The 18,117-nt window shown below is 72.4% G+C and carries 15 protein-coding genes; 11 read left to right on the top strand and 4 right to left on the bottom strand.

Annotated features, from left to right (window positions below):
• Nucleotides 1–17 precede the first annotated feature (17 nt).
• Nucleotides 18–608: a QsdR family transcriptional regulator gene (locus ABIC61_RS07775; RefSeq protein WP_354029452.1), complete on the top strand. Its 591-nt coding sequence runs from the start codon at nt 18–20 to the stop codon at nt 606–608.
• Nucleotides 605–1,048, top strand: a complete 444-nt coding sequence (locus tag ABIC61_RS07770) for an acyl-CoA thioesterase (protein ID WP_354029451.1) — start codon at nt 605–607, stop codon at nt 1,046–1,048. Before ABIC61_RS07775 ends, ABIC61_RS07770 begins: the two co-directional genes overlap by 4 nt.
• 129 nt (nt 1,049–1,177) lie before the next feature.
• On the opposite strand, the gene ABIC61_RS07765 is transcribed toward ABIC61_RS07770, so the two are convergent.
• Both ABIC61_RS07765 and ABIC61_RS07760 read right to left on the bottom strand, forming a co-directional pair.
• Complete coding sequence (locus tag ABIC61_RS07765) at nt 1,178–1,618, bottom strand: VOC family protein (RefSeq protein ID WP_354029450.1); 441 nt, start codon at nt 1,616–1,618, stop codon at nt 1,178–1,180.
• 126 nt (nt 1,619–1,744) lie between these two features.
• On the bottom strand, nt 1,745–5,212 hold the full coding sequence (locus tag ABIC61_RS07760; protein WP_354029449.1) for a proline dehydrogenase family protein: 3,468 nt from the start codon (nt 5,210–5,212) through the stop codon (nt 1,745–1,747).
• Between the two features lie 81 nt (nt 5,213–5,293).
• Here ABIC61_RS07760 and ABIC61_RS07755 point away from each other — a divergent pair, with 81 nt between their 5' ends.
• From ABIC61_RS07755 to ABIC61_RS07735, 5 genes are all read left to right on the top strand, one after another.
• Entirely contained in the window at nt 5,294–6,223 is a 930-nt protein-coding gene (locus ABIC61_RS07755; protein WP_354029448.1) for a LysR family transcriptional regulator, read from the top strand.
• A gap of 91 nt (nt 6,224–6,314) precedes the next feature.
• Nucleotides 6,315–7,901, top strand: coding sequence for a hypothetical protein (locus ABIC61_RS07750; RefSeq protein WP_354029447.1), 1,587 nt, complete (start codon nt 6,315–6,317; stop codon nt 7,899–7,901).
• Between the two features lie 227 nt (nt 7,902–8,128).
• Nucleotides 8,129–9,535, top strand: coding sequence for a hypothetical protein (locus ABIC61_RS07745; protein WP_354029446.1), 1,407 nt, complete (start codon nt 8,129–8,131; stop codon nt 9,533–9,535).
• Nucleotides 9,536–9,830: 295 nt separating this feature from the next.
• Entirely contained in the window at nt 9,831–11,423 is a 1,593-nt protein-coding gene (locus ABIC61_RS07740; protein WP_354029445.1) for a putative Ig domain-containing protein, read from the top strand.
• A gap of 132 nt (nt 11,424–11,555) precedes the next feature.
• Nucleotides 11,556–12,188: an FMN-dependent NADH-azoreductase gene (locus tag ABIC61_RS07735; protein ID WP_354029444.1), complete on the top strand. Its 633-nt coding sequence runs from the start codon at nt 11,556–11,558 to the stop codon at nt 12,186–12,188.
• A gap of 97 nt (nt 12,189–12,285) precedes the next feature.
• Here the strand turns inward: ABIC61_RS07735 and ABIC61_RS07730 are convergent, their stop codons facing one another.
• Nucleotides 12,286–13,344 (bottom strand): MBL fold metallo-hydrolase, encoded by a 1,059-nt coding sequence (locus tag ABIC61_RS07730; protein ID WP_354029443.1) that lies wholly within the window; start codon nt 13,342–13,344, stop codon nt 12,286–12,288.
• 88 nt (nt 13,345–13,432) lie between these two features.
• On the opposite strand from ABIC61_RS07730, the gene ABIC61_RS07725 reads away from it, so the two are divergent.
• On the top strand, nt 13,433–14,482 hold the full coding sequence (locus tag ABIC61_RS07725; protein WP_354029442.1) for an ATP-dependent DNA ligase: 1,050 nt from the start codon (nt 13,433–13,435) through the stop codon (nt 14,480–14,482).
• Between the two features lie 79 nt (nt 14,483–14,561).
• Complete coding sequence (locus ABIC61_RS07720; protein ID WP_158521929.1) at nt 14,562–14,705, top strand: hypothetical protein; 144 nt, start codon at nt 14,562–14,564, stop codon at nt 14,703–14,705.
• A gap of 4 nt (nt 14,706–14,709) precedes the next feature.
• On the opposite strand, the gene ligD is transcribed toward ABIC61_RS07720, so the two are convergent.
• Nucleotides 14,710–15,741, bottom strand: a complete 1,032-nt coding sequence (ligD, locus tag ABIC61_RS07715; protein WP_354029441.1) for a non-homologous end-joining DNA ligase — start codon at nt 15,739–15,741, stop codon at nt 14,710–14,712.
• Nucleotides 15,742–15,908: 167 nt separating this feature from the next.
• On the opposite strand from ligD, the gene ABIC61_RS07710 reads away from it, so the two are divergent.
• Both ABIC61_RS07710 and ABIC61_RS07705 read left to right on the top strand, forming a co-directional pair.
• Nucleotides 15,909–16,745 carry a DUF429 domain-containing protein gene (locus ABIC61_RS07710; protein WP_354029440.1) on the top strand — a complete coding sequence of 279 codons (837 nt, stop codon included), beginning with the start codon at nt 15,909–15,911 and terminating at the stop codon, nt 16,743–16,745.
• Nucleotides 16,746–16,754: 9 nt separating this feature from the next.
• Complete coding sequence (locus ABIC61_RS07705) at nt 16,755–17,957, top strand: glycosyltransferase (RefSeq protein WP_354029439.1); 1,203 nt, start codon at nt 16,755–16,757, stop codon at nt 17,955–17,957.
• Nucleotides 17,958–18,117: the final 160 nt, after the last annotated feature.

Raw genomic sequence — 18,117 nt, 5'->3', positions numbered from 1 at the left:
TTGCAAGGGAGGATCGCGTGTACACATCGGATTCAGCGCTGCGCGCGTTCCGGGAGGCACGCCACACCTTCATCGCCGGGTCCCGGATCGACATGGGTGCCTTGGCCACCTCGCTCGGCGTGGACCGCACGTCCCTGTTCCGGTGGGTGGGCAACCGTGACCGGTTGCTGTCCGAGATCCTCTGGTCGCTCGCCGTCCCGACGTTCGACGCGGCTGCCGCCGCGGCCGCCCCGTCCGGTGCCGCGCGCATCGTCGACGTGCTCGACCGCTTCACGGCGGACCTGATCGAAGCCCCCTACTTCCGGGCGTTCCTCACCCGCGAGCCGGCACGGGCACTCCGTCTGCTGACCACGACCGAGAGCGATGTGCAGAACCGGTTCGTCGGCCGGGTCACCGAGCTCGTCGACCGGGAACGCGTCGCCGGCGTGTTCGACCCGACGCCGCTGTCCGCCGAAGAACTCGCCCGGCTGCTCGTCCGGATCTCCGAGTCCTTCACGTACGCCGACCTCATCTCCGGCGAGACGCCAGACCCCGCACGGGCTCGGGCGACGTTCGAGTACGTCCTCCGTCCCACCACCATGCCCCTTGTCACGACAGGAGACCGATGACCATCGCCGACTACCCGTTCGTCCGCGTCTACCCCACACGGTGGAACGACAACGACATGTTCGGGCACCTGAACAACACGATCTACTACAGCGCGATGGACAACGCGTCCACCTACTGGTTCCGCGAGGAAGCCGGGCTCGACCCCTTCTCGTCCGAGTGGATCGCGGTGCTCGTGTCGTCGAGCTGCCGGTTCGTCGAGTCAGCGGTGTGGCCGGACGTCATCGAGGTCGGGATGCGCTCGAAGCACCTCGGGAACACGAGCCTGTCGTGGGAGTTCGGGTTGTTCCGCCAGTCGGACGGCGTCCTGCTCGCGACGGGCGAGTTCGCGCACGTCATCATCGACCGCGCAGGCGCCCGCCGGCCCATGCCGCTGCCGGACTCTCTCCGCGAGCTCGTCACCGCGACGATGACGGCACCCGCCGAGGTCTCTGCCGACTGACCCGCCCCCGATCCGCCGCCCTCCGCAGCCGTCGGCCGAGTTGCGCCCCGCAGCGCACATCGCGCCCCGTTACTCCGGGGCGCGATGTTCGTGAGAGGGCGCGATGCGGAAGCGGCTTCGGGCGCGCGGCTACGCCTTGAGCGCCGCCAGCTCGAGGTTGATGTCGTCGGGGTCCTGCACCGACAGGATGACCATGCCCGCGTCGCCGAGGTCGGTCACCTCGCCGTGCTCCACGCCGGCGGCATCGAGTCGGGCGGCAGCCTGGTGCAACTCGTCGACCGACCCGACGACGAAGCTCACGTGGTCGAGTCCGACCGTGTCCGGGTTGAACCGCTGACCCGCGGGAGCGACCGGCCGCAGGCCGAACACCTGGTCGCCGAGCTGGAAGACGCTGCCGCCGTAGAAGCGCTCGCGGTCCTCCAGGACGCCGGGCTCGTCGACCTGGTCGCTGAAGTCGATGGCCGGATCGGTCCCGAGCAGCTGCTGGTAGAACGCCTTGCTGCGGTGGATGTCGGTCACGGTCACGCGGACGTGGGCAAGGGCGGTGGGTCGGGCGAACGGTTCGGTCACGGGGAGTGCTCCTCTGGGAAGTGGCCGGCAGGGTCCGGCACCCGTTCGACGCAACGCTCCGCACCTGACCACTGCCCGCACCCGTGCGGCGACCGGACAGCGAGCCGCGCCGCCGCCGCGCCCGACCTAGATCAGCGCGTCCGTCAGGTGGTTCGGCGTCCCGAACCGGTGCGCCGTGATCGACACCGCCTGCTCGCGGACGAACGGCAGGATCTCGAGCCGACCGGCTTCGGTCACGGGCTCCCCGTACACGGCGACGTCCGGACGACCGCCGACGGCCGAGTACAGCGCCGAGACGTCCCCGCCGATCAGCCGGACCCGCGTCGACGGCCCGCTCGCGACCGCCGAAGCGAACGCCGGGTCGGAGTGGGACTGCGTGAGCGATCGGACGTTCGGCAGCGCCCGCACGGCCGACACGACCGCGGACGGCAGCGTCGACGCGGTCGAGACGTCGATCGTGGTCCCGGCACGGACGGAGGCCGCGATGACCCGGACGAGATCAGCGAGCGCGTCCTCGGCGGCCGAAGCCGGGGAGGCCAGCCGCACGTGCACTGCCGGGAACGGCAGGTACCGCGCGATGTTCCGCTCCGCGGTCAGGGCCGAGACGTCGGTGGCGGTGCCGAACAGGGAGTCCCACGCGCGCTGGTCCGAGGCGACAGCCCGGTCGAGCGACGGCGACGCCTCACCCGCAGCGCGCACGAACGCCGACACCGGAGCGGACGGAGACGAGCCGGACGCAGCCGGCGCAGGGGTCCACGACCCGAGCCCGAGCAGGTAGTTCAGCCCACCGGCCTTCGTCCCGGCACCGACGGCCGACTTCTTCCAACCACCGAACGGCTGGCGGCGGACGATCGCGCCGGTGATGCCACGGTTGACGTAGAGGTTGCCCGCCTCGATGCGCGACAGCCAGGTGCCGATCTCGGCGGCGTCGAGCGAGTGGAGTCCCGAGGTCAGGCCGTAGTCGACCTCGTTGACGATGTCGATCGCCTCGTCGAGGGTCTTCGCCGTCATGACGCCGAGGATCGGACCGAAGTACTCCGTGCGGTGGAACGCCGAACCACGACGGACGCCCTGGCGGACACCGGGGCTCCAGAGCTTGCCGGAGTCGTCGAGCTTCCGCGGCTGCACGGCCCACGACTCCCCCGCACCGAGCTTCGTGAGGCCGTCGAGCAGCTTGCCGGCGGCGGGCTCGATGACCGGTCCCATCTGCGTGGTGGGGTCGGTCGGGTACCCGACGGTGAGCGACGACACGGCGTCGACGAGCTGCGACCGGAAGCGACGCGACGTGGCGACGGAACCGACGAGCACGACGAGCGACGCCGCGGAGCACTTCTGCCCGGCGTGACCGAATGCCGAGGCGACGACGTCCTTCACCGCGAGGTCCAGGTCCGCCGAGGGCGTCACGATGATCGCGTTCTTGCCCGAGGTCTCGGCGAGCAGCGGCAGGTCGGGACGGAACGAGCGGAACAGCTCGGCGGTCTCGTACGCCCCGGTCAGGATGACCCGGTCGACGAGCGGCGACGCGACGAGCTGCTGCCCGAGGTCGTTCTCGGACACCTGCAGGAACGCCAGCACGTCCGCCGGTGCACCCATGGCGTCGAGCGCGGTCTCGATGATCGACGCGAGGACGGCCCCGCAGCGCTCGGCCGGGGGCGCCGGCTTGAGCACGACGGCGGACCCGGCAGCGAGCGCGGCGAGGGTCGACCCGGCGGGGATCGCGACGGGGAAGTTCCACGGCGGCGCGACGAGGGTCAGGGCGGCCGGGGTGAAGGAGGCGCCGTCGACGTCGTCGAGCGACTCGGCGAGCGAGCCGTAGAAGTGCGCGAAGTCGATCGCCTCGGACACCTCGGGGTCGGCCTGGTCGATGGTCTTGCCGGTCTCGGACGCCATCACCTCGACGAGGGCTGCGCGGTTCGCCTCGAGCGCCTCGCCGACGGCGTGGAGCACCCTGCCGCGCGCGGCACCGGACCAGGTCCCCCAGACGGCACCGGCGTCCCGGACGCGAGTGAGGGCCGAGTCGAGCGACGGGGCGGAGTCGACCCGTGCCTCCCGGACGGCCGCGACGCCCAGGGAGGACGTCGCGACGCGCCCGGTGATCGCTGCTCCCCACTCGCGGAAGGACGCCACCGACGGGTCGGTGTCCGGGGTGTTCTGGAAGTGTCCGACTCCGGGGCGACCGACGGCCGCGTAGCGGTCGGCGACACGGTGGGACGCGGGCGCGGCGAGGCCCTCCGGTGTGGCGAGGGGCTCGAGGGAGGCACGGAAGCGCTCCTCTTCACGGGCGAAGAGCTCCGGCGAGGACACCAGCGAGAACACCGCGGACATGAAGTTCTCCTGCGATGCGCCTTCTTCGAGCCGGCGGATGAGGTACGCGATCGCGACGTCGAACTCCTGCGGGTGCACGACGGGCGTGTAGAGCAGGAGGGAGCCGACGGTGTTCCGCACGGCCGAGGCCTGCCCCTGCGCCATGCCGAGGAGCATCTCGAACTCGATGCCGTCCCGCACGCCGCGCTCCCCTGCGAGCAGCCAGGCGTGGGCGACGTCGAACAGGTTGTGGCCGGCGACGCCGACGCGCACGTTCTCGATGCGCGTCGGGGTCAGCGCCCAGTCGAGGACTCGCTTGTAGTTGGTGTCGGAGTCCTGCTTGGTGTGCCAGGTGGCGAGCGGCCAGCCGTGCACCGATGCCTCGACCTGCTCCATCGGCAGGTTCGCGCCCTTCACCAGGCGGACCTTGATGCCGGCGCCGCCACGGGCACGACGGGCGGCGGACCACTCCTGCAGGTGCTCCATCGCGGCGAGCGCGTCGGGCAGGTACGCCTGGAGCACGATGCCGGCTTCGAGACCGGTGAACTCCGGCTCGTCGAGGAGCTTCGTGAAGACCGCGATGGTGAGGTCGAGGTCCTTGTACTCCTCCATGTCGAGGTTGATGAACTTGGCCGGGGACGCCGACGCGGCCCGGCGGAAGAGGGGCCGGAGCTTCTCGATGATGTCCTCGACCGCGTGGTCGAACGCCCACGGGGAGTGCGGGTGCACGGTCGAGGAGACCTTGATCGACACGTAGTCGACGTCGTCGCGGGCGAGGAGCTTGTGCGTGCCCTCGAGCCGACGGGCTGCTTCGCCCTCGCCGAGCACGGCCTCGCCGAGCAGGTTGACGTTCAGCCGGACGCCGTCGCGCTTGATCTTGGCGATGGCCGGGCCCAGCTTGGTGTCGGTCGCGTCGACGATGAGGTGGCCGACCATGTTCCGGAGCACCCGACGTGCGATGGGCACGACGACGCCGGGCAGTGCCGGTGCCATCCCGCCACCCAGGCGGACGAGTCCACGGAGCGCTGCGGGCAGGAAGCCGGGCGCACCGGGAGCGATGGCGCGGAGCTTGCGGGCGGCGACGCCGAGGTCCTCGGGTCGGACGACGCCGTCGACGAACCCCACGGCGAAGTCGAGCCCGGCCGGGTCGGCGAGGACCCCGGCGAGCTGTTTCGCCGAACCGTCGACCGGGTAGGTCTCGGCTTCGGCGAGCCACTGTCGCACGAGCGCGACGGACTGGTCCGCGAGGGCGTCGTGGTCGGTGGCGGGGTGCTCGTGCAGGGTCGTCATGGGTTCAGTGTGGAGCGCCGCATGCTGAAGCGGAAGCAACGGTTCGTGACGAATACCGTTCAGCAGAGCTACAGTGTCAGCGTGCTCGATGTCCGCCGTCTCGTCCTGCTCCGTGAGCTCTCCATCCGGGGCACGATCGCCGCGGTCGCCGAGGCCGTGAACTTCACCCCGTCGGCGGTCTCGCAGCAGCTCAGCGCCCTGGAGCGCGAGGCCGGCGTGCCCCTGCTCCGGAAGGCCGGTCGGCGGCTGCAGCTCACCCCGCAGGCCGAGGTCCTGGTGCAGGCGGCCGGGCACGTGATGGACGTCCTCGAGCTGGCGCAGTCGCAGGTCGAGGAGACGATGCCGACCGTGCAGGGCCGGATCCGTGTCGCGGTGTTCCAGTCCGCGGCCCTCGCCCTCATGCCGAACGCCCTGCACGCCATGGCGACCGAGCACCCGGACGTCCGCATCGAGATGGTGCAGCGGGAGCCGGAGACCGCCCTGCACGAGACCTGGGCCCGCGACTTCGACGTGGTCATCGCGGAGCAGTACCCCGCACACGCGGCTCCGCACCTGCCGGGACTCCACCGCGAGGACCTCACGACCGACGCCGTCCGGCTGGCCCTGCCCCCGATCGACACCGCACTCGCTCCGGTGTCGTCGATCGAGGACGCCGAAGCACTCCCCTGGGTGATGGAGCCGCGCGGGACCGCGTCGCGGCACTTCGCCGAGCAGGTCTGCCGACGCTGGGGCTTCGAGCCGGACGTCCGCTACGAGACCGCCGACCTGCAGACGCAGATCCGCCTGGTGGAGTCCGGGAACGCCGTCAGCCTGATGCCCGACCTGATGTGGACCGGTCGCACGACGACGTGCCGTCTGGTCGAGCTGCCCGAGCACCCACGACGGACGATCTTCACGGTGGTCCGGTCGGCCGGGTCGTCCTCCCCCGCGGTCCGCGCGCTCCGCCACGCCCTCGAACGCGCGGCCGCCGCGGTGGGTGACGCCGGTACGGACGTCGTGACCGATCCGTGACCTCCGACATGTCAGGACCGGTCGTCGTCGGACACTCCCTGGGTAGAGGACGCTGATCGAGCGTCCCAGCCAGGCATCCGAGGGGGATCCCATGAACCAGTCCTGCAAGTACACGCTCCGCCGCAACGCGGCGATCGGAGCGGCCATCGCGATCGTCACCGCCTCGTCGGCGTTCGGCATCGGGGCGAGCGCCGCCTCCGCGGCCACCGACGAGACGGCCGCACCGAGCAGCACCACCACGTCCGCACCGCAGGACGCAACCACCGCGGCCACCGCGACCACCGCGACCACCGACTCCGACACGCAGCAGGCCGCACCGGACGACGCGCCCGCCGACCCAGCGCCGGCCACCGACCCGGCACCCACCACCGAGACGGCGGCACCGGACGACACGCCGGCACCCACCCCGGCCGGGACCACCACGCCCACCGCGGACCCGGGGACGACGACCCCCGCCGCCGAACAGCCCGCTCCCGAGGCATCGACGCCGGTCACCTGGGCAGAGCCGTCGACCGAGGACGCGCCGATCGTCCTCACCGCGACCGCCGGCCAGCCGTTCTCGCACACCTTCACGGCCCAGGGCGGCGACGGCCCGCTGGAGTACCTCTTCGCCCCGGTGAACTTCGACCCGACCAACGACGTCAACGGCTGGTCCTGGAACGAGCAGACCGGTGTCCTGAGCGCCACCCCGAAGAGCACGATCGACGGGCCCGCACTGTTCCTGGTCACCGCGACCGACCTGCACCAGACCGCCAAGCAGTACGTCCAGGTCGACATCGAGCCCGGCGCCCCGGTGGGTGTCACGTTCGGTGTCGACAGCTCGGACTCCGACGTCAGCTGGCAGGTCGACGCCGACGGGACGATCCGTGAGTACACGCCGGGCGGCACCGGTGAGACCGTGGTGTCGGAGGTCCCCGCCACCGTCGGCTCCTCGATGACCCTCGCGGGGCTGGCCGTCGATGCGCTGGGCAACCGCACCACCCCGGGCGACGGGTACCCGCGTTCGACCGTCACGAGCACCACCGCGTCCGACGGCGTGGTCTGGGACCCGAACTGGTCGGCGAACACGGTGACGTTCTCGGAGCCGGGCACCCGCACGCTGACGGTGTCCGAGGGCGGCGTGTCGACCTCGTTCACGGTCCGCGTCTCCGAAGCCCCCGCTGCCGCCGCCGGCATCGCCGTCGGGGTGCTCCCCGCGGACGAGACGTCCGGTGACCGTTGGGGCGTCGAGGGCGACGTGATCACCTACTACCCGGCGGACGGCGACGCGCAGCGTGTCGACGCGATCCCGGCCCGACAGGGTGACCGGGTGCAGATCCGTGCCCTGGCCGTGGACGCCGACGGGCAGCCGGTCGGTGACCACACCGACCTCTCCTTCACGAGTGACGTGGCCAGCGACCGCATCGAGTACGACCCCGAGGCCGCGGCCACCTGGGTGACCTTCGACCACGCGTCGCCGCACACGATCACCGTGGCCTACGGGGACGTGACGAGCACCATCCGCTTCGAGGTGCAGCCGACGGCGACGACCGTGGTCTCGACCACCCACACGTCGACCGCGTCGGGCACCCTCGCCTACACCGGTGCCGACGAGTCCGGCCCGCTCGCGTGGGCCCTCGGCCTCCTTGCGTCGGGCGCCGGCCTGCTCGTCTGGCGCCTGCGTCGCCGACTCGGCTGAGGCACGTCACGGCGACCGCCTGACGGACTGGAGGCGCGGAGCACGACCGCCCCGCGCCTCCCGTCCGTCGTCGCGCGATCCTGTGAGAAACCCCAGATCAGAGCGGGTAGTACCGAGATGAAACCGTGATCTTCGGCGGGACCGGAACGGGCCCGCGAACCGTAATGTCAGCACTGACGAGCGCACGACCACCGGGCGCTCGCAACCCGGACTCCCAGGGGGGAACCATGCACCAGTCCACCAAGCCGCCCGTCCGCCGCGCGGCGACGATCGGCATCGTCGTGGCGGCGACCGCCATCGGCTCGGTCATCGGCGTCGGCGCGTCCGCGACGGCGGCGACGCCGACGGAACCGACGACACCGACGAGCACCACCACGGCCACCGCGACGCCGAGCGCCAGCCCGACGACGGAGACGTCAGCGCCGACGCCCAGCGCCAGCCCGACGGCGAGCACCAGCCCGACGCCGAGCGCAAGCCCGACGCCGAGCGCGAGCCCCGCCGCGAAGGACTCGGACAGTGCCACCCCGGCCGCAGCACCGGGTGACGGCAGCGACCTCGCGTTCACCGAGCCGTCGACCCAGGCCGCCCCGCTCGCCCTCACCGCCACGGTCGGCACGCCGTTCAGCCACACCTTCACCACCACGGGCGGCGACGGCACCGTCGCGTACGCCATCCAGGACGCCCCGTCGGCGGACTACACGGTGAACGTCGAGACCGGCGAGCTGAGCGGTACCCCGACGACCGCCGGCACGTTCGACTTCGAGGTCGTCGCCCTCAGCGGCTCGACACAGGTGACCGAGTACGTCCGGCTGACCGTCTCGCCGTCGCCGGTCGTCTTCACCGAGCCGTCGACGAAGGCGAAGCCGCTCGCCCTCACCGCCACCGCCGGCGCGACGTTCACGCACACCTTCCGCACCACCGGCGGCACGGGGTCGCTGGCGTACGCGATCCAGGACGCGCCCTCGACCGACCTCACCGTCAACGTCGAGACCGGCGTGCTCACCAGCACGGTGACGACGGCGGGCACGTACGACTTCGAGGTCGTCGCCCTCCGCGGCACCGCGACCGCCACGGAGTACGTGCGCCTCACCGTCCTGCCGGCCGCACCCGTCGGGGTCCTCGCGATCGTCGACACCGGCACGCCCGGTGCGACGGTCTGGTCGGTCGCCCCCGGTGGCGTGATCAGCGCGTTCACCGGCGGCGGGGAGCCCCTCGGCACCGTGTCGTCGATCCCCGTCCAGCAGGGCGGCTCGCTCGAGGTCTCCGGCCTCGCCGTCGACCGGTTCGGCAACCCGACCGCGCCGGCATCCGTGGGCACCGGCTTCGGCGCGACGGTGACCAGCTCGGTGGCGTCCGACCAGGTCGTCACCGATCCCCGGGGCGACGCCTCGAAGGTGACGTTCCCGCACGCCTCGGACCACCGCCTCACCATCACCCAGGGTGGCGCCTCGACCACGTTCGTCGTCGCCGTCCGTCCGGTCGCCACGGCCGCGGTCGCGACCACGACGGGCGGCACCGGCAGCACGCTCGCCTACACCGGCGCCGACGAGACCACGCCGTTGGCGTGGGCCCTCGGCCTGCTCGCCGCGGGCGGCGGGATCCTGATGCACCGGCTGCGTCGCCGGCGCGCGTGATCGCGACCCGGTAGCGGACTGGAGGCACGGTGCCAGCTGGCACCTGGGCCCACGCCGGCCGGTACCCGGCAGACGCGCCAGCGGCTGCCGGGCCGTGCCCGGCGGGGAGCCTCCAGTCCGTCCGTTGGTTCCGCACGTCCTCGGGTTCCCGCACGGACCCCCAAGCCGGGTCACATTTCGGTCTCCGCGATCGTGTCGACCGTCGCCAGGCCCTACGATCCGATCGTGGCCGAGAACTCTCGGCAGATTCTTACGATCCGGCACCCGACCGGACCTGGACCACCTGGGGGATCCCGTGCGCCGTAGCACCTCCACCGTCCGACGCGCCTGCGCCGTCGGCACCACCGTCGCGTTGATCGGTCTGTCGACCGGTCTGGGCGTGATGACCGCCACCGCGGCCTCCGCGGCCGAGCCGGACCCGATCGTCGCGACGTCGGACGCCTCGCCGCAGGGCACGACCGGCACCACCGGCGACTCGAACGCCACCGACGGCGGCAGCACCGCCGGGACGGGCACGTCCGGCACCGGCTCGAGCTCCGACGCGTCCGGGTCCGGCACCGGGACGGACACCGGCGCGTCCGGGACCGACACCGGCTCGACCGACGCCGGCAGCGGCAGCGGTACCGGTGGGACGACCGTCACGGACGGCGGCAGCACGGCACCGACCGGCGGCAACACCACCCCGACCAACGAGGTCGCACCGCCGACGACCGTCGCGCCGACCGTCCAGGCCGCACCGGCCACCGTGAAGATCGCCGGCGCCGCGAAGGTCGGCGTCACGCTGCACGCGCAGACCACCGGCTACGTCGGCCCGCACACCTACGCGTGGACGCGCGACGGCGACGTCACGGTGCTCACGACCGACGACTCGTACACGCTCACCGCGGACGACGTCGACCACGTGATCACCCTGACGGTCACCGACACCGACACGGCCACCCCGACCTCCGCGTCGACCGCCAAGGTCACCGAGGACGTCGCCTTCGCCGACGCGGACGGCAAGACCGCCGAGAATCCCTTCACCCTCACCGAGGACGCGGGCGTCGCCTACTCGCACTCCTTCGCCGTCAGCGCGGGCAGCGGGACCGTCTCGTACGCGATCGGCTACACCGACCCCGACGACGTCGACCCCGAGGACGAGAGCACCCCGGAGGACTCCCTGCCGGACGGCGTCGAGCTCAACACGAAGACCGGCCTGCTCAGCGGCACGACGTTCTCCTCGGGCGTCTACGACTTCACGGTCGTCGCGTCCAACGGCACCTCGACGGCCACCGAGTACGTCGAGATCGTCGTGAACCCGGGCGTCGCGGTCGGCGTCCTGGCCGTCGCCGCCGACACCAGCAGCGAGGACGTCTTCAACGGCACGAAGGACTCGAACTCCTGGATCATCCAGCCCGACGGCTCGATCATCACGATCCACCAGCCCGCCGACTTCGACCAGGACCCGACGTTCGAGGAGGGCGGCCAGCCCACCGTCAAGCAGGGGCAGTCGCTCTGGATCCAGGGCTACTCGGTCGACGAGTACGGCAACCAGACCCAGGATTGGGACCCGGAGACCGGTGACCTCCCCCGCCCCCTCGTGACCAGCAACGTCGCCAGCGACCAGATCGCCTGGGACGACGACGAGTACGCGACCCGCATCACGTTCCCGCACGCCTCCACGCACATCATCACGGTGGCGCAGGATGACGTCTCGGTGACGTTCCCGGTCACCGTGGTGCCGAACGCGGCGACCGTCGCGGTCGTGAAGCCCGTCGCCTCGGGCCGTCAGCTCGCCTACACCGGTACCGACGCGACGGGCGCCCTCCCCTGGGCCCTCGGTCTCGTCCTCGCCGGCGCCGGCCTCATCGGTGCGCGCACGCTGCGTCGCCGCCAGACCGAGCGCTGACCCCCGGACGCCTCCCGTCAGTCGCGTGCCCGCGCGGCTGACGGGAGGCCCACCTCGGCCCCGCCCCGCCCGTCACCGGCGCGGCGGGGCCGTTCCCGTCATGCGGCGGCCGTCGATCGGTAGCGTGGGCACATGCCCACGCTCCTGCACATCGACTCGTCCGCCGATCTCGCACACTCCCGCTCGCGAGCCCTCACCGCAGCCTTCGCCGACGCCTGGCGCGCCCGCGGTCCGGAGTACACGGTGGTGCGCCGCGACCTGCACGTCGACCAGCTCCCCCACCTGGAGTCGTCGGCACTGCACTGGGCAGCGGCGGACCGCACCGACGACGAGGTCGTGGCACCCGAGGCCGACGCGCTCCGGCAGGAGGTCATCGACGAACTCCTCGCCGCCGACGCCGTCGTGGTCGGGGCGCCGCTCTACAACTACACCGTGCCGTCGACCCTCAAGGCGTGGATCGACCGCATCCACGTCCCCGGTGTCCTCGCAGGTGACGTCCAGCCCCTCGCCGGCCGCCCGGTGGTCACCGTCGTCAGCCGCGGTGCCACGTACGACGCCGGCACCCCGACCGAGGGCTGGGACCACGGCTCCCCCGTGCTGCACCTCATCCTCGGCACCGCCCTCGGCATGAAGCTCTACCCCGTCACGGTCAGCGCGACCCTCGCCGACCGGCTGCCCGACCTGGCACCGCTCGCCGACCACGCCGCCGCCGAGGTCGCCGACGCGACGACGACCCTGGAGCGCCTCGCCGCCACGATCGCCTGACGAGGGTCGGCGCCGACGAACCACGAATCCGACGTCGAACCGGGTCCACGCCCTGGTTCGACGTCGGATTCGTGGTTCCGTGCAGGCGCCGCCCCGATCAGGCCGGGCGGACCTCGCCGGCTCGTCCGAGCAGTGCCGCGTGGAACGCCGTCTGCGTCAGGGCACTCGCGAGGAGGAACCCCGTCATCGACTCGATCCCGCCGCTGAACGGCACCCGCGACGCGACCTCGTACAGCGTCGGCGAGGCCGATGTCGGCGATGACAGCGCGTCGAGCGCCTCGGCGACGTGCCGGGACCGCTCCTCCCGGTGCCTCGCGAGGGTCCGCGCACGGGCGACGACGTCCCGGAACCGGTACTCGTGCCCCGGGCACACCTCGAGGTCCGCGTACGGGTCGAGCCGCCCGAGGGACGCCAGGTAGTCGCCGAGCGGGTTCGTCGTCGTGCGTCCGCCGAGCCCGATCCCGGAGTTGATCCGGGGCAGCACGTGGTCGCCGGTGAACAGGAGCCCGTCGCCCTCGTCGACGAAGCAGCAGTGCCCGGCCGTGTGCCCGGGGGTCCAGAGCGTCCGGATCGTCCGCCCGGGGACGGGCAGCACGTCGCCGTCCTCGAGCAGCAGGTCGGCGAAGGGCTCCGACGTCCGCCCGAGTCCGATGCGGCGGCCGCTCCCCCAGGCCTCGACCACGCCGTCGCGCAGGTCCTCCGGCAGCCCCCACGTCGCGATGTCGGCATCGTTCGCGGTCGCGTCCTCGCGCTCACGGCGCAGCGCCTGAACCTCGAGCCCGTGCATCGCGACCCGGGCGCCGGTGGCTCGGCGGACCGCCGCAGCGGCACCGAGGTGATCCGCGTGCAGGTGCGTCACGACGACCAGGCCGACGTCGTCGAGCGACCGGCCGATCGCCGACAACCCGTCACCGAGCCCCTGGAGGTCGTCGTCGGACGCCCACCCCGGGTCGATCAGCGTGAGCGATCGGTCGGAGCCCTCCACGACGTAGACGAGCGTCGCGTCGGGCACGCCGAACCGGAAGGGCACGGCGAGGGTCCAGATGCCCGGCCGGACCTCCTCGACGGGAGGCAGGACACCGTCGCGGAGCGCGGCGGCCTGCACGGGGCTGATCGGTTCCGGTGCCGGCGCTGCCGGCGGTGGCACGGTCGTCACGCGTTCCACCCTACTGACGCGACCGGCGGGACCAGGACGAGCCGCGCCTCCAGGCAGTCTGCCGCGCCCACGCGAGTAGACAGGCCGCATGGAGATCGCACCGATGCTCGCCAAGGCCGTCGCCACCGTCCCCGAACCCGACAGCGTGAAGGGTGGTCTGCGGTACGAGCCGAAGTGGGACGGTTTCCGCGGCATCGTGACGATCGACGGCGACGACGTCGAGATCGGGAGCCGCGGCGCCAAGCCGCTGACCCGGTACTTCCCCGAGCTGGTCGAGGCGTTCCGCGCGCAGTTCGGCGGGCGGGAGCACCCGGTCGTGCTCGACGGCGAGGTGGTGCTGCGCTCCGGCGATCCGGGTTCCGAGCGGCTCGACTGGGAGGCCCTGTCGCAGCGGATCCACCCGGCAGCCTCGAGGATCGCGAAGCTCAGCTCCGAGACGCCCGCGCAGTTCGTCGCGTTCGACCTGCTCGCCGTCGACGGTTCCGAGCTGCTCGACCTGCCGTTCGACGAGCGGCGCGACCGGCTGGAGTCACTCGCCACGGGGATGTCCGACCCGCTGTTCGTCACGCGCACGACCCTCGACGTGGACATGGCCCGCGAGTGGCTCACCACGTTCGAGGGCGCCGGCCTCGACGGCGTCGTCGCGAAGCCCCGCGCGAAGCCCTACGAACCGAACAAGCGCTCGATGCTCAAGGTGAAGCACCACCGCACTGCCGACGTCGTCGCGATCGGGTACCGCGTGCACAAGAGCGGCACCGGCGTCGGCTCCCTGCTCGTGGGGCTCTACGGCGACGACGGCGAGCTCCGCCAGGTGGGCGGCGTGTCCGCCTTCTCCGACAAGCGACGGGTCGAGTTGGTCGACGAGCTCGACCCGGTGGTCCTCCGGGAGGCGGACGGGAGGCCCGTCACCGGTGACGGGGAACGGTCGCGGTTCTCGTCGGGTCGCGACACGTCGTTCGTCCGGCTGGCGCCGGAACGTGTGCTCGAGGTGCGGTACGACCAGATGGAGGGCGATCGCTTCCGGCACACCGTCCAGTTCGAGCGCTGGCGACCGGACCGCGAGGCCCGGACGTGCGGCTTCGACCAGCTCGAGGTGCCCTCGGCGTACGACCTGCGCGACGTCCTGGTGTCCGATTGACGCGTACGCATGGAAGTAGTTAGGCTAACTAGTAACTTGGGGGTGCGGCACCTGCCGCCACGAGCGACGGGAGCGGGACATGATCATCGACGGCATCAGCGACGCCCACCGCGGGACCTGGTCACGTCTGACGCGGCTGCACACGGCGAGCGTCACGCTGCCGACGCAGACGACGCGGGTGATCGAGCCGAAGCTCCTCGGCGAAGAGACCAGCGCGGCGTAGCCCGCTAGTCCGTCGCCGTCGGCTTCTTCGCACGCGACGGCTGCACGCGGGGAGGCTCCCCCGGCATCTTCGGGAAGTCCGGCGGGAACGGCAGCTCGCCCTCCCCGTTCTCGAGGTCGCGCGCCCACCACTCCAGCAGCGGTGCGATGCTCGCGGGCGCTTCGTGCATGGTCTCCCACGGATCGCCGGTCGCCCGGAGCCGGTCCGGGACCGTCCGGATCGTGAAGGCCGTGGGATCGGCGTCGTCGAGTTCGTCCCAGGTGATCGGCGTCGACACCGCTGCGTGGGCCAGGGCCCGGGGACTGTAGGCGCCCGCCATCGTCCGGTCGCGGTTCGCCTGGTTGAAGTCCACGAACACCCGCTGCCCGCGTTCCTCCTTCCACCACGCCGTCGTCACCCGGTCCGGCATCCGGCGCTCGAGCTCCCGCGCCGCCGCGATCACCGCGTGCCGCACGTCGAGGAACTCGTGCTCCGGGTGGATCGGGGCGAACACGTGCAGGCCGCGGTTGCCGCTCGTCTTGATCCACGCCGTCAGCCCCACCTCGTCGAGGACCTTCCGGAGCTCGTGCGCGATCGGTACCGTGTCGCGGAAGTCCGTGCCCGGCTGCGGGTCCAGGTCGATGCGGAGCTGGTCCGGGTGGTCGCTGTCCTCCGCACGCGAGGCCCACGGGTGGAACACCACCGTGTTCATCTGTGCTGCCCACACCGCCACGGCCGGCTCGTCCACCACGAGCTGCGGGTGCTTCCGGCCGCTCGGGTAGGTCACGGTCACGGAGCGCACGTAGTCGGGCGCGCCCTTCGGCGGGTTCTTCGAGAAGAACTGCTCGCCGTCGACGCCGCCCGGGAACCGCTGCAGGGAGATCGGTCGGTCACCGTTCGCAGCGACGAAGGCACCACCCACGGTGACGAGGTACTCGGCGAGGTCGAGCTTGGTGAGCCCGGGCTCCGGCCAGAGCACGCGCGAGGGACTGCTGATCCGGACCTCCCGGTCGCCGTCCGGCCCCGGGACCGTCAGCGTCGTCGCTTCGCTCGCCATGCAGCGGAAGCTACACGGTGCCGTCCTGGAAGGCCGCCCGCGTTCCTCCCCCTTCCCGCCCCGAGCGGGCGAAGTACGTCACGCTCGAAGCGCTCCCACGGCGTGTTCCGCCCGCTCGGCGGACCACGCGCGGCGTGTTCCGCCCACTCGTGCGCGACGATGGACGGGTGACGGAGTACATCGGGGTCGACCTCGCGTGGGGGCTCGGGACCGACCGCAAGCCCGCGAACGAGACCGGACTCGCGGCGATGCATGCCGACGGGACGATCACCGACGCCGGCTGGGCCCGTGGCGTCGACGCCGTGACCGCCTGGATCGCCGAGCACCTCGGGCCACGCTCCCTCATCGCCGTCGACGCCTCGCTCGTCGTCACGAACCCGACCGGCATCCGCGAGGCCGAACGGCAGGTCGGACAGCGCTACGGCCGGTGGAAGGTCGCCGCGAACCCGACGAACCTGGCATCTGCGGCGAGCGCCGGCGCCCGGCTGCTCGATCGTCTGACCGCACTGGGCGTCGAGTACGTGTCCGACACGGCATCCATGCGCGCAAGGACCGGGCCGGTGGTGTTCGAGTGCTACCCGTACACGACCCTGGTGGGCGTGGAGGAGCTCGGCTACGACGACGAGCGGCCTCGGTACAAGCGGCTCGACCTCACGGTCCCGGCCGCCGAGGCGCGGGCACGTCGGGCGGAGGCGTTCGACGAGCTCGTCCGACGGCTCCGGACGACGCCGCTCGACCCGCCGCTGCGGCTGGACTCGCACCCCCTGACCGCCGAGCTCGCCGGCCCCTCCGGGATCCACGGGCCGACGCACAAGCACCGGGAGGACCTGCTCGACGGCGCGCTCTGTGCCTGGACGGCCGCGTTCTGGGAGCGGCACGGCGACGGGCGCGTGCAGATCCTGGGAGGCGACCCGAGCCTCCCGGCAGACCCGCTGGACGAGGCGGGCCGGCAGCCCGTCGTGGTGGCGCCCGCGCGCCCGTCGCAGCGGCGGCCCCGCGGATAGGCTTCATCGGTGAGCACGACGACGGAACCCCTGCGCATCGGGCTGGTGTCGCTGCACACCTCCCCCGGCGACGAACCCGGATCCGGCGAGGTCGGCGGCATGAACGTCGTCGTCCGGCACCAGGCCGAGGCCCTGGCCGACCGCGGCCACCACGTCGACATCATCACGCGGCGTTCCGCACCGACGCAGCCCGACTCGGTGTCGCTCGTCCCGGGCGTCTGCCTGCGGTTCCTGTCCGCCGGCCCGGCGGAACCGGTCCCGAAGGGCGAGCACGACGCGTTCATCGAACCGTTCCGGTACGAACTCGAGCAGCTCGGCCCGTTCGACGTGCTGCACTCGCACCACTGGTTCTCCGGCGCGGCCGCCCTGCCCGTCGCTCGCGAGCGGGGCATCCCGCACGTGCAGTCCTTCCACTCGATCGCGGCCGACAGCGACACCCCGCTCTCCGAGGGCGAGCGGCCGGAGTCCCACGGTCGGATGGCCGCCGAACAGCTGCTCGCTCGGCAGTCCGACGCCGTCGTCGTCGTCTCCGAGGCCGAGGCCGACACGGTGCGCACGCGACTCGGCGGGGAGTCCGGCCGGGTCTGGATCGTCCCGCCGGGCGTCGACGGTTCCGTGTTCCGCCCCGCCGCGGCGGGTGCCCGCCGCGCGGACGTCCCCTACGTGGTCGCCGCGGCGCGCGTGCAACCGTTGAAGGGGTTGGACCTGGCGATCGAGGCGATCGCCGGCATCAGCCTGGAGGCACGCCCCACCCTCGTCATCGCGGGCGACGCCTCGAGTGAGGCGGGCGACTACGTGGACGAACTGCGTCGGCTCGCCGCCGCGCACGGCATCGCCGACCGCGTCACGTTCGTCGGTCCGCAGTCGCGGGCCGACCTGGCGTTCCTGTTCCGCGGCGCGGCAGCCGTGCTCGTGCCGTCGCACTCGGAGACCTACGGGCTCGTCGCGCTCGAGGGTTCCGCTTCCGGGGTGCCCGTCGTGGCCGCCGCTGCCGGGGGCCTCCGTGAGGCCGTGGTCGACGGCGAGACCGGGGTCGTGCTCGAGTCCCGCGACCCCGCGGTGTGGGCGGCGGAGATCGAGCGGATCCTGACCGATGCGTCGTACGCCTCCGGGCTCGCGGCTGCCGGGCGGGAGCACGCCGAGCGGCTGAGCTGGGACCGGTCGGCCGAGGGGCTCGAGGACGTGTACCGCCGCGTGGTCGGTCGCGCGTGAGCGGGGCGGGCGTGGGGGTGGCGCGCGCGCTCGCACCGTGCGGGGGCCCCGCAGTGTGCGAGGTTCCGCGCACCGTGGGACGCCGCGTGCCTCGCACACTGCTCGGCACCTCGCACACTGGGCCCGCCAGGGGCGCGAGCTCGCACGGTGCGAGGGTGCG

The sequence above is a fragment of the Curtobacterium sp. 1544 genome, assembly GCF_040544915.1.
Lineage (GTDB): Bacteria > Actinomycetota > Actinomycetes > Actinomycetales > Microbacteriaceae > Curtobacterium > Curtobacterium pusillum_C.
This window is presented reverse-complemented; position numbering and strand designations above follow the sequence as displayed.

Excerpts from the sequence above, each read along its gene's own strand:
- ABIC61_RS07770 (WP_354029451.1), top strand. The coding sequence starts at position 605 with ATGACCATCGCCGACTACCCGTTCGTCCGCGTCTACCCCACACGGTGG.
- ligD (WP_354029441.1), bottom strand. The coding sequence starts at position 15,741 with ATGGCGAGCGAAGCGACGACGCTGACGGTCCCGGGGCCGGACGGCGAC.
- ABIC61_RS07725 (WP_354029442.1), top strand. The coding sequence starts at position 13,433 with ATGGAGATCGCACCGATGCTCGCCAAGGCCGTCGCCACCGTCCCCGAA.
- ABIC61_RS07750 (WP_354029447.1), top strand. The coding sequence starts at position 6,315 with ATGAACCAGTCCTGCAAGTACACGCTCCGCCGCAACGCGGCGATCGGA.
- ABIC61_RS07760 (WP_354029449.1), bottom strand. The coding sequence starts at position 5,212 with ATGACGACCCTGCACGAGCACCCCGCCACCGACCACGACGCCCTCGCG.
- ABIC61_RS07735 (WP_354029444.1), top strand. The coding sequence starts at position 11,556 with ATGCCCACGCTCCTGCACATCGACTCGTCCGCCGATCTCGCACACTCC.
- ABIC61_RS07720 (WP_158521929.1), top strand. The coding sequence starts at position 14,562 with ATGATCATCGACGGCATCAGCGACGCCCACCGCGGGACCTGGTCACGT.
- ABIC61_RS07745 (WP_354029446.1), top strand. The coding sequence starts at position 8,129 with ATGCACCAGTCCACCAAGCCGCCCGTCCGCCGCGCGGCGACGATCGGC.